This is a genomic window from Peribacillus sp. P4_B1 (assembly GCF_056402395.1).
This window is the reverse complement of sequence record NZ_JBFUHM010000001.1, coordinates 212,899-228,139: the sequence shown is the minus strand read 5'-3', so window position 1 is coordinate 228,139 and position 15,241 is coordinate 212,899. Positions and strand designations below refer to the sequence as shown.

Sequence of the window (15,241 nt, the reverse complement as noted above, 5' to 3'; positions counted from 1 at the left end):
TTTGAATAAGGTAAAAGAGGATAAAAAATAAGAAGAGCGATTTGCTGAACGAATATTTTTTCCAATAAAAAGTTTATTGCTGATATATTCATATTAAAATGGGGTGGATCACTTGAAAAATTATCTGGTAATCCTCTTTCAACTAATCGTTTGGAGTGGGTATACATTAGTTGAATGGCTTTCCGTAAATGATCGATTTGTTTTCAAAGTATTCATGTTTCTGGTCTTCTCTTATTTAGCCATTTACATTGGTAAAATGATTTTAAAATCGAATAAGCGCACCTTGCTTGTTACCGTGATAAGTTTATTGTGTTACGGAATTTTGCAAATCCTATTGGAAACGCTTGTACCGGTTTATTGAAATCTTCGTAAGGTCAACAACGACACAAGAATCCACGGGGGAATTATGATTAACAAAGTATTAGTATTATTTACATTTGTATCATTTTTATTTATGGGCTGCAATGAAACCAATGTCGATCAAACTGAACATGAGAATCAAAAAAGTGTGGAAACGACAACTACCGTCCAAGATGAAAGCCAGCACGAGAAAAATCTGAAAGTAGAAACATCAAAAACAGATGGGGAAATGAATGTTAAGGCAGAATATCGGTTGGACAAAGATGATTGGTCATTTAAACCCATTGGGAATGCAAATCCGAAAGTTGTATTGTTAACCTTTGATGATGCACCTGATAAATATTCGCTAAAGATCGCCAAAACCCTTAAACGACATGAGGTACCTGCGATTTTTTTCGTGAATGGTCACTTTCTTGAAAATGATGAAAATAAAGCGATGCTAAAAGAAATTCATGAAATGGGTTTTCCTATCGGTAATCATACATATTCTCATGTGAATTTAAAAGAGTTGAGTGAAAAGGAACAAGAGAGGGAAATCGTAAAATTGAACAATTTGGTTGAGGGTATTATCGGGGAACGCCCTAAGTATTTCAGGGCGCCTTTCGGATCGAATACAGATCATTCAATAAAAGCCGCTGAGAAAGAAAAAATGTTGGTCATGAATTGGACATATGGATATGACTGGGAAAAAGAATATCAAGATAAAAAAGCTTTAACTGAAATCATGCGGAACAGCCCTTATTTAGGAAATGGCGCGAACTTACTGATGCATGACCGGAAATGGACGAGTGAAGCGATAGAGGATATCGTGAAAGGATTACAAAAGAAAGGTTATAAGATCCTTGATCCAAAATTAATTGAAACGCCTGCATGAGCTGATTTTCGGCTTCAGCAGGTTTTTTATTTCCTAGGATAGTAATACATCACTCGATTATTGAAGAGATGCAGCTGCGCCCGTAATTTCTTTGCAAGGAACTTGCACAATTCATTTGCTTTTCCTTTATCACCGGATGTTGCTGTTTCTGGGAGTGTGAATTGAATATAGGATTGAATCCGCTCTAATCCATCTTCATCCCTAACGACTTCTTGGTCAACGCCTATCAATATCATATGGTAACGATCCTCATTGGATTGAAGGTATATTGCCTTATCTTTCATTCTTTCAGGTTCTTTCATTTCATATGGAAATGCTTTCTTTTCATAGTCCCAATCCAGTTGCTTTCCGGTTTTCGCAGTGATCATTTGATAATAATTCAGCAATTCTTTAACGTCTTCGATTGTTACTGTCGCTTTCACGGACTCGGGAACAAGTTTGATATAGGCATTTTCAGTCATTTGGAACCCCCTTAGATCTATAGATGTAAGTATATATTAACATTTTATGTTCGTATTATATACTAATCTATATGTATATTTATAGGTAAAATTCCATTTTCAATTTGCTTGGCTGAGATTGGAATGGCTTAATGTGTAAAAAACAGCCCCGAGAACCCTGTGTTTTTTGAATTCAAATGTATTAAATGGGAAAATATATATATGTTATACTTTTTGGCTTGAAATAATAAATGTGTTATATTATAATTCATATGAAGCGGTTACATTACGTTAATAATGCATACAATATAGAGGAAGGGGTTGTAAAAATGGGAACTATCGTATGTCAAACTTGCAATAGCACGATTGAACATTTTGAAGATGAAAAAGTAAGTGTACTTTATACACACAATCACAACTGCCAATGCTGTGATACAGCTGCCTCTGAAAAATAAATGGAAAAAGGAACTTAAAGATAAATAGAATTTAAGGGTGTTTCAGGATTGCAACCTGGAGCACCCTTTTTATAGGAGTTAATAAGGGAGTATTCTTCCGTTTTCGACAAGTGCGCTTTGCTCAATTACAATTGAAACAATAGAATGGGCAAAAAAACCAGAGCAGGTTTCTGCTCCGGTTTGATGAAATTCAATCAGTTTTTAATGATGCGTAAATATTTTATCTCTGGATCCTCTGGACCTTGAACTGGTAGGCCTGCCTCGATGTTCTTCCGGATGTAATTGATATTATCTTCGGTAATCAGTTCACCGGGTATAAAGATCGGGATTCCCGGTGGGTAAACCATGATGAATTCAGCGCTGATTTTGCCGACGGATTCCTCGATTGGAACCACTTCGGTTTCTGCATAAAAAGCTTCCCTGGGAGATAAAGCCAGTGGCGGTGTATCAGGAAGCAGTACTTCAATTTTTTCATGTTCAGCAGCCATTTCCTTAAACTCATTCGATAAGTCTCTAAGGGCAGCAATCAGCAGGTCCGCTTCTGTTTTTGAGTCCCCCGGTGTTATCAGGCAAAGGATATTGTACAAGTCAGAAAGCTCCACTTCGATATTATGCTTTTCACGAAGCCATTTCTCAACGTCGTACCCGGTAATATTCAATTCCTTAATGGAAATGATCAGTTTAGTCGGATCATAACTAAAGGCTGCCTTACTGCTTAGGATTTCGCTGCCGACACAGTATAGATAAGGAATCTCATTCACGGCCTCACGGATATATCCTGCAAGATTTATGGCTTCATCGATCATTTCCCTGCCTACCGTCGCAAGTTGTCTTCTAGCTGTATCCAGAGAAGCTAGAAGGATATAGGAGGTTGAGGTAGTAGTGAGCATGCTCAAAATTGATTGAACACGATTTGCAGAAACCAGTCCATTCTTAACATTTAATATGGAACTTCCCGTTAGTGAACCGCCCAGTTTATGAACACTCGTAGCAGCCATATCTGCTCCGGCTTGCATGGCTGACATCGGCAAGTCCTCATGGAAGTGAATATGGACACCGTGTGCTTCATCTACGAGTACTGGGATTTGGTAAGAATGAGCAACTTCCACTATTTTTTGCAAATCAGCCGAAATGCCGAAATAGGTGGGGTTGATTACAAGCAATCCTTTTGCATCACTATGTTCACTTAAAGTTTTTTCAACGGCATCGATGGTTATTCCGTGTGAAATGCCCAAGTCCTTATCTATTTCAGGATTGATGAAAACGGGAACCGCTCCGGAAAATACAATGGCAGACATTACGGATTTATGCACATTCCTCGGAACGATGATTTTGTCCCCAGGGCCGCAGACTGTCATGACCATCGTCATGATTGCTCCGCTTGTTCCTTGAACGGAAAAGAATGTGTGATCTGCACCAAAAGCTTCAGCAGCAAGATCCTGAGCTTGTTTAATGATGCCCTTTGGCCGATGGAGATCATCGAGTGGTGCTATATTGATTAAATCTATGGATAATGCATTTTCTCCAATAAAATCACGGAAATCAGCGTCCATTCCTTTTCCTTTTTTATGACCTGGAATATGAAATTGAACGGGATTTTTTTTTGCGTGCTGCAATAAGGCAGTGTATAAGGGTGTTTCATTCTGTGACAATTCTTTGTAGCCCCTTTTCAATATAATAGGTACGAAATATTGGGGAGATATACTCCCAAATATTAACGATCGCATGTTTCTCCGATTCCATTCAAATGGTCTTTTGGATAGACATAAAACAAATGAATTATAGCACGTCTTATAATAAATGCCTAGCGTGACTTTAATGTACTGACATAAACAATTTCTAAATTTCTTTGATCTGGGGCCCAATAAAAATAACAGCCGGTTATAATTGTCTATATCCCTAGTATTAACTGGATTGACCCAAGAATTCTTCTTTTATAAATATTGAATGGGTATGAGTTTAAAAATTGAACGGGTAAATTATATTTGCCATAATAAAGCTGTGATATAGATTGCTTATAAATAAAACAAACCATTAAAAAGGGAGATGAGGAGTTTGGAGTGGAATACGCGTGTGACCGATTTGTTAGGGATTCAATACCCAATCGTACAAGGGGGACTGGCTCATTTAGCATATGCAGACCTGGCTGCGGCAGTTTCGAATGCAGGGGGGCTAGGGCAGGTAACGGCCATGTCCTTGGACAACCCAGAGCAACTGGTAGATGAAATAAGAAAAACGAAATCAATGACGGATAAACCGTTTGGTGTGAACTTTGCAATCGGTCAGCATGGAAGGCCTTATGAACACATGCTTGAAGCAGCCTTGAAAGAGGATATCGCAGTTGTTTCCGTAACAGGCGGTAACCCTTCACCATTTCTTGATTACGTCAAAGGTACTCAGGTGAAAAAACTGGTGCTTGTTGCTGCAAGAAGACAGGCAGTGAAGGCTGAACAGCTTGGTGCAGATGCAGTGATGGTAGTTGGTCAGGAGGGCGGTGGACATTTAGGCCGTGATGATATTGGAACTTCCGTGTTAATCCCTCAAGTTGTGGATTCCGTTAAAATTCCAGTCATAGCCTCGGGTGGTTTTGGCGATGGGCGCGGTTTGATGTCAGCGTTGGCACTTGGTGCCGATGGAATCGAGATGGGAACACGATTCATAGCAGTCAAGGAGTGTGTTCACGCACATGAATTATATAAAAATGCCTTGGTTTCCGGCACAGAAAATGATACCGTTGTCATTAAGCGGTCCATTGGTGCCCCAGCAAGGGTAATTGCAAATAGCTGGACTGAAAAGATCCTTGAAATAGAAAAAGAAAATGGCGGATATGAGCAACTGAAGGATTACATAAGTGGAAAAGCGAACCAGCGTTATATCCATGATGGTGTTGAAGGTGAAGGGTATGCCTGGGCTGGACAAGTGATGGGGCTGATTCATGATGTACCATCGACTGCTGACCTAATCAGCCGGATTATCCACCAGGCGGAAGCAATTCGTTCAAAATGGGCAGACTGATGATGCATGGTCTGCCGGACAGCATGAAAAACTATCTAGAAGGAGCGTGTTTAGGGTATGGATTATCAATATCCAATGGATCTTGATTGGTCTACTGAAGAAATCGTAGATGTGATCAAATTCTTTGAAGCTGTAGAAAAGGCTTATGAAAATAAAATACAAAAGGAAGAATTTATGAAAGCCTACCGAAGGTTCAAGGAAATAGTCCCAGGTAAGGCGGATGAGAAAAAGTATACGGATGAGTTTGAGTCAGTCAGCAACTATTCATCATATCTTGTAATTAAGAAGGCAAAAGGAATAGAAGACGGAGAATGGATAAAAATGAAAAATTAAAAATATAATTTTTAGAGAACTCCATTGACTTACTGAAAAGATTGTTTTAACATAATAATCAAGAAAAAGATAAAGGCAGTGACGAAGAAGAGTACCTTAATGCTGTTCTGCAGAGAGCCAGTGGTTGCTGAAAACTGGTGAACGAATTTAAGCGAATGGACTTCCGAGCCCCAAACCGAAACGGATGGACGGAGTAGGCTTTGGCGATTATCTCATCGTTATTGGAGATAGGCATGTTAATGCCGTAAAGTGAGCTAATTTAGCTAATTAAGGTGGTACCACGGGTTCCTCGTCCTTTGGATGAGGGCCCTTTTTGCGTTTTTATGAAAATGATAATTAAATCTATGAATAAGAGTAGTAATCTTTTTAGATGCGTTACAGAGAGCCGGAATAGGTGGAAACCGGTACGATATAAGAAGATGAATGGACTTATGAGTGGTTTCTTGAAATAAGTAGGGAAACTCGGCTGCCACCGTTAAAGGGTATTGGCAAGAAATTTTGATTTCTTGCTTAAGAGGGAAAAATGATGAGTTTTTCCAACTTGAGGTGGCACCGCGGTATACCGTCCTCTGCAGACACATATTTGTGTTTGCAGGGGATTTTTTTATGGATTTTCAATATACATTGGAGAACAAAAGGGTTTTCATCGGCAGTTAACATGATCGTTTAAGAATCAGGAGGGAATTGGGATGAACAATTTGGATGAAAAAAAAATACTTCGCTTTAAAATGGAAACAATTGAAGGGGATATTCATACACCCATCGCAATATTTCAAAAATTAGATGATGAACAGAAATTTTTATTGGAAAGTTCGAATTCGCATCATGACAACGGCCGCTACTCTTATCTAGGTTCAAACCCATACCTGGAGGTGACTTCACTTGCTGATCAAGTAATTGTGAAAGACCCTGAAACAGGAGACGAATTCGTAAAGGACATCAATATCATCGAGTTTCTAAAAAGTGAATTGTTAGTGGAGATAGGTGAGGCCCCCGTACATCTTCCTCCATTTAATGGAGGCGCGATTGGATATATGGGTTATGATATCATTCGCCTATATGAAAATATTGGCCCGGTGCCTCCTGATTCTCTGCAGATGCCTGATGCACATTTTCTTTTTTTTAAAGAATTGTATATATTCGACCATGTCCTGCAGAAGATTCATCTGTTGACCGCGGAAGAAGATAGTGAAAAAAGTTTATTGGGGATGAAGGAAAAAATCAATCAGGCAAGCAAACCGTCAAAGGAAATATCGTCGGAATATTTGGAATTCAAGTCGAATTTCAGTCAGGATGAATTCGAGAAAATGGTCCTTGAAATTAAAGCGGCGATTGTGGCTGGTGAGGTGTTCCAAGTTGTTTTATCACAACGATTTAAGGCGGACTTCGATGGGGAGCCTTTCGATGCCTACCGTCGTCTGCGATTAGCTAACCCATCTCCTTATATGTTTTATATTGAATTTGGTGAATATACCATTATCGGGTCGTCTCCAGAAAGTTTGATCAATGTTTCATCAGGAATGGTTCATGTTAATCCCATTGCCGGTACACGGCCGAGAGGGAAAACGGATGAAGAAGATAAAGGCTTCGAAAAAAGCCTGCTGATGGATGAAAAGGAACTTGCCGAGCATAAGATGCTTGTTGATTTGGGTAGGAATGATCTTGGCAGGGTTTGCGAAATCGGTTCAATCCACCTTACCGAGGAAATGGAAATTCAAAGATATCAGCATGTCATGCATATTGCTTCAAAGGTTAGCGGAAAGCTTAGGGAAGGGTTCACGAGTTTAGATGCGCTGACGGTCTGCCTTCCTGCTGGGACAGTTTCGGGTGCTCCTAAAATCAGGGCAATGGAGCTGATTAATGAACTGGAAAATTGTAAACGCGGGATGTATTCGGGATCGATAGGATTCATAGGTTTTGGAGGAGATCTTGATATGGCTTTAGCCATTCGGACGATGATCATAAAAGATGGCAAGGCATATGTACAGGCAGGAGCAGGTATTGTATATGATTCAGATCCAAAAACGGAATATGAAGAAACACAAAATAAAGCACGCGCTCTTATGGAGGTTCACACAAAATGATTTTATTAATTGATAACTATGACTCTTTTACTTACAACTTATACCAATATTTAGGAGAAGTGGAAAATGAAATCTTAGTAAAAAGGAATGACGAAATCACTCTTGCTGAAATTGAGGAATTGAATCCAATGGCAATCGTCATTTCTCCGGGACCTGGCCGGCCGGAAGATGCCGGTATCAGTATGGAGATCATCCGTAATTTTTATGAAAAGGTCCCGCTTTTAGGCATATGTTTGGGGCATCAAGCAATTGGTGCGGTTTTTGGTGCGAATGTGGTTGGGGCAAAACATATCATGCACGGGAAAACATCGGTTATCAAGCATGAGGGAACAGGGGTATTTGCCAAACAGGACTTAGAATTCCCGGTAATGCGATATCATTCCCTCGTAGTTGAAAGGGCGAGTTTGCCAAAGGAACTGACTGTGACGGCAGTAGCATTGGATGATGGGGAAATCATGGCTCTAAAACATCAAGATTACCCGCTATACGGTTTACAATTCCACCCTGAATCAATAGGGACGAAAATCGGCAAGGAATTATTACATCAATTTTATAAGATTGCCGGAACCTTCCAATCAGGGAAGGAAAAATCCGTTTTATAAAAAACGACTGGGGGAGTTAGCGGTGAAGGAGTATTTAGCGAAGTTAGCAGAGCGTCAAACATTGACGGAAGAAGAGATGAGCAGAGCAGCCCAAGCGTTATTTTCTAAAGATATCACCGAAAGCGAAATTTCAGCTTTCATCATAGCCCTAAAATCCAAAGGGGAAACGGCAGGTGAAATAGCAAGCCTTGTCCGAGTCATGAGAAAAGAAGCAAGAAGTGTGCAAACAAGCTCCCTTAATGTAATGGATAATTGCGGGACGGGAGGAGATGGATCACAAAGCTTCAATATAAGTACCGCATCGGCTTTTGTATTGGCAGGGGCAGGTGTCAAGGTTGCCAAACATGGAAACCGCAGCATTTCAAGTAAAACGGGCAGTGCGGATGTATTGGAAGAGCTAGGTGTTAATTTGTACTTGGAGCCTTACATGTTAAAAGAACTGTTGGAGGAAAATGGGATCACATTCCTATTTGCACCATCCGTCCACCCTAATATTGCACGAATCATGAAAGTCAGAAAAGAATTGAAAATCCCGACAATATTTAATCTTATCGGACCTTTGACAAACCCAGTCCAACTTGACACTCAATTATTGGGAATTAATCGACGCGATATGCTCGAGCTATTTGCGGAAGTCCTGCATAAATTAGGCAGGACACGTGCGGTCGTGATCAATGGTGCCGGTTTTATGGATGAAGCAAGCCTCCAGGGTGAAAATTCACTTGTGCTGATGGAACAAGGGGAGATTATCCCATTTACGCTGCATCCTGAAGAAGTGGATCTGCCGGTTTACGGAAATGATGCCATCCGTGGCGGTGACGCCAAACAAAATGCCGATATTATGCTCCGCCTTCTTAAAGGGGAAAAAGGGGCCTATCGTGATACCGTTTTATTGAATGCTGGATTGGGATTATACGCACATGGTACGGCAGCAACGATCAAAAAAGGAATCTCCATGGCCAAAGAAAGCATTGATAGCGGATCGGCTCTTGAAAAGTTAGAAAATCTGATTGCTTATGGCAAAAGAAATAAGGTGGTCATGTAAATGGAAAATATTTTAACGAAAATCATCGAACAGAAAAAGGTCGAAGTAGCAAAATTAAAAAAAGAAATGGATTTAGATGATTCGGTAATGATCAACATAGTCAGACCATCTCTGGTGGAAAATTTGAAAATGGCAAAATCAATGGCGGTTATCGCTGAAATAAAACGGGCGTCCCCTTCAAAAGGGGACATTAAAATCAATGTAAATCCAATCGAGCAGGCTCTTTCATATGAAAGGGGAGGAGCTGCAGCGATATCCGTATTGACGGATGAGGTTTTCTTTAAAGGATCCATTGCCGATTTGAGAAACGTAAGCGAAGCCATACGGATTCCCAGGTTGTGCAAAGATTTCATCATCGATGAAATCCAAATCGATCGTGCCTATCAAAGTGGTGCAACCATCATTCTATTAATTGTCGCAGCACTTTCTAAAGGACGCCTTCATGAATTATATCAATATGCAAAAAATAAAGGGCTTGAAGTATTAACAGAAGTCCATGATGAAGCCGAACTGGAACGAGCGCTCGAACTAAACGCAGAGCTCATAGGGATCAACAATCGGAATCTAAAGACCTTCAAAGTGGATTTGGCTGTAACGGAACGACTGGCGAATTTACTTGATCCAAAAAGCCACATCATTATCAGTGAAAGTGGAATCAAGACAAAAGAAGACGTAATGCGTGTGAAGGAAGCTGGTGCAAAAGGGATTTTAGTCGGGGAGACGCTTATGACTTCATCAAATCTTCCACATACGATGGCAGAACTGCAAATGAGTATATAAGGAGATTAATATGTTAGTGAAAATCTGTGGGATTAAGACATTGGCAGCTGCTCAGACTGCTGTTAAATCCGGGGCAGACTTTATTGGATTCATTTTTGCCGAGAGTAGCAGGAAAGTCGAGCCGGATTTAGTAGGTGAATTCGGAGCTAATCTACCTGGACATGTGAAAAAAGTCGGAGTGTTTGCCAATCAAACTGAACAAGAAGTGATAAAAAGTGCTGAAATTGCAGGGTTGGATTATATTCAGCTTCATGGCAACGAGTCTGCCAGCTTCGCCCGCAGAATGCCCCTACCGGTGATAAAGGCCTTTGCAATCGAATCAGAGCAAGACCTTGAAAACCTTCATCAGTACCCAGCAGATTTTATTTTAGTGGATCTACCTAAAGGTTCATCTGGTAAGGGGCTGACTTTGGACTGGGAAATGATCCGAAAAGCGGATCTGCCAAGGGGAAAGGTGATTCTAGCGGGTGGGCTGACTCCTGGAAATGTCGGAAAAGCGATCAGTGCCGTTTCACCATTCGCAGTTGACGTAGCTAGTGGTGTTGAAACAAACGGATTAAAAGATGCTGTAAAAATAAAAGCATTTATAAATGAGGCGAAATATACAGCCGGAAAAGAGGAATGAATAGATGAGTACTTATACACAGCCTGATAAAACTGGACATTTTGGAGCGTATGGAGGCCGTTTCGTTCCGGAAACTTTAATGTCGGCGATTATGGAGCTTGAAGATGCATATGAACAATCTAAAAAGGATCCGGAATTCCAAAAACAGCTAAACTATTACCTGAAACAATATATCGGTCGTGAAACACCACTTTATTTTGCGGAGAACTTAACGAAACTAGCGGGTGGTGCAGATATTTATCTGAAGCGTGAGGACTTGAATCATACCGGAGCCCACAAAATTAATAATACGATCGGTCAGGCTTTGCTGACTCAGAAAATGGGCAAGAAAAAGGTGATTGCCGAAACGGGTGCAGGTCAGCATGGCGTTGCAACTGCGACTGTGTGCGCTTTGCTGAAGTTGGAATGCATCATTTTTATGGGAGAAGAAGATATCAGGAGACAGAAATTGAATGTGTTCAGGATGGAGCTTTTGGGAGCCAAGGTCATATCTGTATCACAAGGAAGCGGGACACTGAAGGATGCAGTGAATGAGGCGTTACGTTATTGGGTTGCGAACGTGGATGACACCCATTATATAATGGGATCAGTACTTGGACCGCATCCATTCCCCGTTATTGTACGAGATTTTCAAAGTGTGATAGGGAATGAAACAAAGCGTCAGTATTCGGAGACTGTTCATTCCCTTCCGGATGCAGTAGTCGCTTGCATAGGTGGAGGCAGTAATGCCATGGGAATGTTCTATCCCTTCATTGAGGATGAAACGGTAAAATTATATGGAGTGGAAGCGGCAGGTCATGGACTGGAAACACCATTACATGCTTCAAGTTTGACGAAGGGGAAACCTGGGGTGCTCCACGGGGCATTCATGTATGTATTGCAGAACGAGGACGGTCAGATCCAGGAGGCACATTCAATTTCAGCAGGGTTGGATTATCCGGGGGTAGGGCCTGAACATAGTTATTTAAAGGATACCAATCGGGTGGTGTATACTTCCGTAACCGATGATGAAGCATTGGAAGCTCTAGTGATGCTTTCAAGGGAAGAAGGGATCATCCCTGCTTTGGAAAGTTCACATGCCATTTCCTATGGTTTAAAACTTGCTAAACAAATGGAGAAAGGAACAGGACTGGTGATTTGCCTGTCTGGCCGTGGTGATAAGGATGTAGAAACAGTCCAATCATTAATAGGGGGTAGTGAACATGAATAAATTGACAAAAGCGCTTGAAGAATGTCAAGTAAAGCAGGAAAAAGCATTCATTCCTTATATTATGGCAGGTGATGGCGGTCTTGAACGCTTAAGGAGCCAGCTTCTTTTCCTTGAAAGCAACGGGGCGACAGCTGTTGAACTAGGAATACCATTCTCTGACCCTGTCGCAGATGGACCGGTTATCCAACAGGCTGGCATCCGTTCTTTGAATAATGGAACAACGTTAAAAGATGTCCTGAAAAAAGTTATGGAAATCAAAGATGATGTGAACATTCCAATTATTTTAATGGGTTATTCGAATTCAATCCTGGCATATGGACTTAAAGAGTTTACGGATGATTGTCTTCAAGCAGGAATTTCCGGGTGCATCATCCCCGATTTACCGATTGAAGAAGAAGCCATCTTTTCATCAATCAAAACTGCAGGGATCGTTCTTATTCGACTTGTGACACTGACGTCTTCGAAAGAACGTATCACCGAGATTACCGCAGGGGCTGAGGGTTTTATCTACGCAGTTACAGTCAAAGGCATTACAGGCGCCCGTGAAGCCTTCGGGGAAGAAGTTGGAGGCTATTTAAAGAAGGTAAAAGAGCTAAGTCCCGTTCCCGTTCTTGCTGGGTTCGGCATATCGACGCCAGATCATGTCCGTGATGCAATGCAATACTGCGATGGTGTCATTGTAGGCAGCAAGATCATCGAATGCTTTGAAACAGGTAAAGAAGATCAAATTAGTGACTTGATACAGGCTAGTAAAGGGTTAGTGCGTAAATAAGGAAAGGAGGGCCTTCAGGGCTCTCCTTTTTTCTTAATCAATTTAATTCCGATAATTCACCTGAATACTGATCAAAGGTGTTTAATTTAATTTATATAAGGGTAAAAGATGTTCAAACGCATCTTGAATGGTTTGAATGAAATCATTATCATTTAACTTAATCGCGTCATCACGGGAAATTCTTATGCCGCATAGGATTTCGGCTTTCTTTACAGTTTGCAGGCGAGTGAACATTKAATTTAAATCATCGACTCCAAGACCATCGTGAGGAATGACATCAGGTTTTGTATGGTCCATTGACCAAACATAATGGGTGGGAATGCTATTCACTAACCGAGCCGCCTGCTGCTCAAGATGCTTTCCGATTTCAATTTTATTAGGTGCTTCATAAATGACGGCGTACCAAATGAACATATGTGTTTCCCACAACCCAATTTGGAAATGCGGCATCATTTTATAACCTCTGTTGTTGGCAGCGAAAGCAACCCATGTATCATTAGGAGGATTCACTTTCCGTCTGGCATGCTTTGCGACGTGAGGGTACATTTCATCGCCCGTCAAAACTGACAGTTGTTGTGAAAATTGCTCTCCAAGAGCTTGTAGTTTAGGCTGGATATGTTCTTTTAAAGCATCCATTCGGGGTTCCAATCCATCAATTTTAAAAACATTAAAATCATCAGCTGTAAAACTAGCTATATTCATAATCATCTCTCCTACCGTAATATCTGCACATATTGTAGCATAAGTAAAAGTGAAATTTAAAAAATATGATTTGGATGGGCACTGCAAAATTCCTTATAGGTTAAAGCACAAATTAGTTGCTATTTGTGGTAGGAAGTCATATGATAAAATAAAATAAATTCAGAAGATTAAGTTAATTGATGAAGGGAGAATGTTAATTATGAAACAAGTCATGAACCAAGCATTAAAAGCTAAAGAAGTTGAAAGACATAGAGCTGCAGTGTTAAGAATGGAAATGGACTATGAATTAGCAACCCTTTTTGAAGCAATTGGTGAAGAGAATGACCAAAAGAGGTCACAATGTAAGCAAAGGCTTGAACGCATCCGGTTGGAACTGTTGAAACTGAAAGCCTTGTAATGATTGGCTGCATAGATCTTGAAGGAGAATGAGTGAAAGAAATGAATCAATTTCAATACAAGGAATTTTATTATAGATGAACGGACACTTATTTTATTTAAAAAATAATGTGTCCGTTTTTCATTAAATGTCCAATATATATAAGGCCGCGTATTTTTTATCAAGCATCATTGGGGCGGCTCCATTTAATAAGGAAGGGAACCGGTAGAGTGATTTGAAAGTATTTGTACTGGCTTATTCATGATTGGGAAATCGTAATGGATGGGTGAGGAAGATAACCATCATTCCTCATTTTTGTTTTAATAATGGAAAATTTAAGATGTTAAAAACTTGAAGACAAGCTCTATTTGCTTTAATCTTTAGTAGAGGATCATTTTAATGTAGTTTCTGATCATAAAAGGACGGGGATATTATAATGGTATCGATTAGTGAAATGGATACATATGCTAAGTTATGGATGAAAGAAGCGGGTACGAGGCTAAGGGCGTCCTTTAAAACCAAGTTGAATATTGAAATGAAAACGAATCCCAATGATTTAGTTACAAATATGGATAAAGCGATAGAAAAATTTTTTTGTGAAAAGATTAGCGAAGTCTTTCCTGAACACCGGATTTTTGGGGAAGAGGGAATGGGTAATGATATTAAAGACCTAAAAGGAACTGTATGGATTATTGATCCGATTGATGGAACTTTGAATTTCATTCATCAACAGCGGAATTTTGCAATTTCTCTTGGGGTTTATGAGGATGGCATCGGAAAAATTGGTATGGTTTATGATGTGGTTACCGATGAATTATATCATGCGATTAAGGGGCAGGGAGCATTCATGAATGATCAAAGGCTTCCATCCCTTGAAGAGGCATCAGTAAGCAAAGCCATCGTTTCCATTAATGCAAGCTGGGTAACGGAAAACCGTAGGATTGATCCGAGCCTTCTTGCACCACTTGTTCGGGATGCAAGAGGGACCCGTTCCTATGGCTCGGCAGCATTGGAGCTTGCATTCGTGGCAGCTGGAAGGATCGATGCATACATAACCATGAGACTCATGCCCTGGGACTTTGCCGGGGGAGTTATACTGGTTGAGGAAGTGGGCGGGGAAGTTAGTAATATTAAGGGTGACAAATTGGATTTTTTAGAAGGTGACTCACTTTTCGTCTCTAAACCAAGGCTGCATAAAGAAGTATTCGATAAATACTTATCAGGTACTTCCGGCAATTAGTGCCATGGCCAAAGTTAATGGTAAGCCGAAAAGGTTATGGTTTTTCCAGGTTCCGGCAAGTATGGGGTTAAAAACTGAATTTCAAATAATTAACAAAAAAAACTCGCTGTCCGACAGCGAGTTTTAATATTATAACTTTCCTGCTTCGCGTAATTTCTTCTTTTGAGTGAAACCGAACCCCATAACTCCGCAAAGTATAACGATTGCAGCTAATATTCCAAGCAAGCTTTTTTCAGCAATGAAGATGCCAATGGAGCCAATGCTGGATGCTGCCAATACCGCTAATATTAAGAAATTCCATTTAATATTCATTAATATCACCCCTAAT

The 15,241-nt window shown here is 40.4% G+C and carries 18 protein-coding genes and 2 other annotated features; of the genes, 14 read left to right on the top strand and 4 right to left on the bottom strand.

The window, feature by feature from the left end; genetic code table 11:
• Positions 1 to 103: 103 nt before the first annotated feature.
• Both AC1DVK_RS01140 and AC1DVK_RS01135 read left to right on the top strand, forming a co-directional pair.
• Positions 104 to 361, top strand: a complete 258-nt coding sequence (locus tag AC1DVK_RS01140) for a hypothetical protein (protein ID WP_309145510.1) — start codon at positions 104 to 106, stop codon at positions 359 to 361.
• Between the two features lie 45 nt (positions 362 to 406).
• The gene (locus AC1DVK_RS01135; protein WP_477625679.1) at positions 407 to 1,234 is read left to right on the top strand and encodes a polysaccharide deacetylase family protein; all 828 of its coding nucleotides are present in this window, start codon (positions 407 to 409) and stop codon (positions 1,232 to 1,234) included.
• 26 nt (positions 1,235 to 1,260) lie between these two features.
• Here AC1DVK_RS01135 and AC1DVK_RS01130 read toward each other — a convergent pair whose 3' ends face one another.
• Entirely contained in the window at positions 1,261 to 1,695 is a 435-nt protein-coding gene (locus AC1DVK_RS01130; RefSeq protein WP_061462270.1) for a DUF1885 family protein, read from the bottom strand.
• A gap of 308 nt (positions 1,696 to 2,003) precedes the next feature.
• Here AC1DVK_RS01130 and AC1DVK_RS01125 point away from each other — a divergent pair, with 308 nt between their 5' ends.
• Positions 2,004 to 2,129: a GapA-binding peptide SR1P gene (locus AC1DVK_RS01125; RefSeq protein WP_081108747.1), complete on the top strand. Its 126-nt coding sequence runs from the start codon at positions 2,004 to 2,006 to the stop codon at positions 2,127 to 2,129.
• A gap of 194 nt (positions 2,130 to 2,323) precedes the next feature.
• On the opposite strand, the gene AC1DVK_RS01120 is transcribed toward AC1DVK_RS01125, so the two are convergent.
• On the bottom strand, positions 2,324 to 3,781 hold the full coding sequence (locus AC1DVK_RS01120; RefSeq protein WP_317776715.1) for an aminotransferase class I/II-fold pyridoxal phosphate-dependent enzyme: 1,458 nt from the start codon (positions 3,779 to 3,781) through the stop codon (positions 2,324 to 2,326).
• A 403-nt stretch (positions 3,782 to 4,184) separates the two neighbouring features.
• On the opposite strand from AC1DVK_RS01120, the gene AC1DVK_RS01115 reads away from it, so the two are divergent.
• From AC1DVK_RS01115 to trpA, 9 genes are all read left to right on the top strand, one after another.
• Complete coding sequence (locus AC1DVK_RS01115; RefSeq protein ID WP_089362380.1) at positions 4,185 to 5,144, top strand: NAD(P)H-dependent flavin oxidoreductase; 960 nt, start codon at positions 4,185 to 4,187, stop codon at positions 5,142 to 5,144.
• Positions 5,145 to 5,201: 57 nt separating this feature from the next.
• A complete protein-coding gene (locus AC1DVK_RS01110) occupies positions 5,202 to 5,477 on the top strand; it encodes a UPF0223 family protein (RefSeq protein WP_061462273.1) in 276 nt (91 codons plus the stop codon).
• 69 nt (positions 5,478 to 5,546) lie between these two features.
• Positions 5,547 to 5,777, top strand: a binding site (T-box leader).
• 35 nt (positions 5,778 to 5,812) lie between these two features.
• Positions 5,813 to 6,050 (top strand) — a binding site (T-box leader).
• A gap of 116 nt (positions 6,051 to 6,166) precedes the next feature.
• On the top strand, positions 6,167 to 7,561 hold the full coding sequence (gene trpE, locus AC1DVK_RS01105; RefSeq protein WP_410860216.1) for an anthranilate synthase component I: 1,395 nt from the start codon (positions 6,167 to 6,169) through the stop codon (positions 7,559 to 7,561).
• Positions 7,558 to 8,163, top strand: a complete 606-nt coding sequence (locus tag AC1DVK_RS01100) for an anthranilate synthase component II (RefSeq protein ID WP_061462275.1) — start codon at positions 7,558 to 7,560, stop codon at positions 8,161 to 8,163. Before trpE ends, AC1DVK_RS01100 begins: the two co-directional genes overlap by 4 nt.
• A 22-nt stretch (positions 8,164 to 8,185) precedes the next feature.
• Positions 8,186 to 9,208 carry an anthranilate phosphoribosyltransferase gene (trpD, locus tag AC1DVK_RS01095; RefSeq protein ID WP_089362382.1) on the top strand — a complete coding sequence of 341 codons (1,023 nt, stop codon included), beginning with the start codon at positions 8,186 to 8,188 and terminating at the stop codon, positions 9,206 to 9,208.
• Complete coding sequence (gene trpC, locus AC1DVK_RS01090) at positions 9,209 to 9,988, top strand: indole-3-glycerol phosphate synthase TrpC (protein WP_061462277.1); 780 nt, start codon at positions 9,209 to 9,211, stop codon at positions 9,986 to 9,988.
• 10 nt (positions 9,989 to 9,998) lie between these two features.
• A complete protein-coding gene (locus AC1DVK_RS01085; RefSeq protein WP_141133628.1) occupies positions 9,999 to 10,613 on the top strand; it encodes a phosphoribosylanthranilate isomerase in 615 nt (204 codons plus the stop codon).
• 4 nt (positions 10,614 to 10,617) lie between these two features.
• Positions 10,618 to 11,823: a tryptophan synthase subunit beta gene (gene trpB / locus AC1DVK_RS01080; RefSeq protein ID WP_089362383.1), complete on the top strand. Its 1,206-nt coding sequence runs from the start codon at positions 10,618 to 10,620 to the stop codon at positions 11,821 to 11,823.
• Positions 11,816 to 12,595 carry a tryptophan synthase subunit alpha gene (gene trpA / locus AC1DVK_RS01075; RefSeq protein WP_410860221.1) on the top strand — a complete coding sequence of 260 codons (780 nt, stop codon included), beginning with the start codon at positions 11,816 to 11,818 and terminating at the stop codon, positions 12,593 to 12,595. The genes trpB and trpA overlap by 8 nt, the downstream gene beginning before the upstream one ends.
• An 81-nt stretch (positions 12,596 to 12,676) precedes the next feature.
• On the opposite strand, the gene AC1DVK_RS01070 is transcribed toward trpA, so the two are convergent.
• Positions 12,677 to 13,297: a YktB family protein gene (locus tag AC1DVK_RS01070; RefSeq protein ID WP_477625678.1), complete on the bottom strand. Its 621-nt coding sequence runs from the start codon at positions 13,295 to 13,297 to the stop codon at positions 12,677 to 12,679.
• A gap of 199 nt (positions 13,298 to 13,496) precedes the next feature.
• On the opposite strand from AC1DVK_RS01070, the gene AC1DVK_RS01065 reads away from it, so the two are divergent.
• On the top strand, positions 13,497 to 13,694 hold the full coding sequence (locus AC1DVK_RS01065) for a hypothetical protein (protein WP_034314018.1): 198 nt from the start codon (positions 13,497 to 13,499) through the stop codon (positions 13,692 to 13,694).
• A gap of 415 nt (positions 13,695 to 14,109) precedes the next feature.
• Entirely contained in the window at positions 14,110 to 14,913 is an 804-nt protein-coding gene (locus tag AC1DVK_RS01060; protein WP_089362386.1) for an inositol monophosphatase family protein, read from the top strand.
• A gap of 129 nt (positions 14,914 to 15,042) precedes the next feature.
• Here the strand turns inward: AC1DVK_RS01060 and AC1DVK_RS01055 are convergent, their stop codons facing one another.
• Positions 15,043 to 15,225: a YlaF family protein gene (locus tag AC1DVK_RS01055; protein WP_061462283.1), complete on the bottom strand. Its 183-nt coding sequence runs from the start codon at positions 15,223 to 15,225 to the stop codon at positions 15,043 to 15,045.
• Between the last annotated feature and the right edge of the window lie 16 nt (positions 15,226 to 15,241).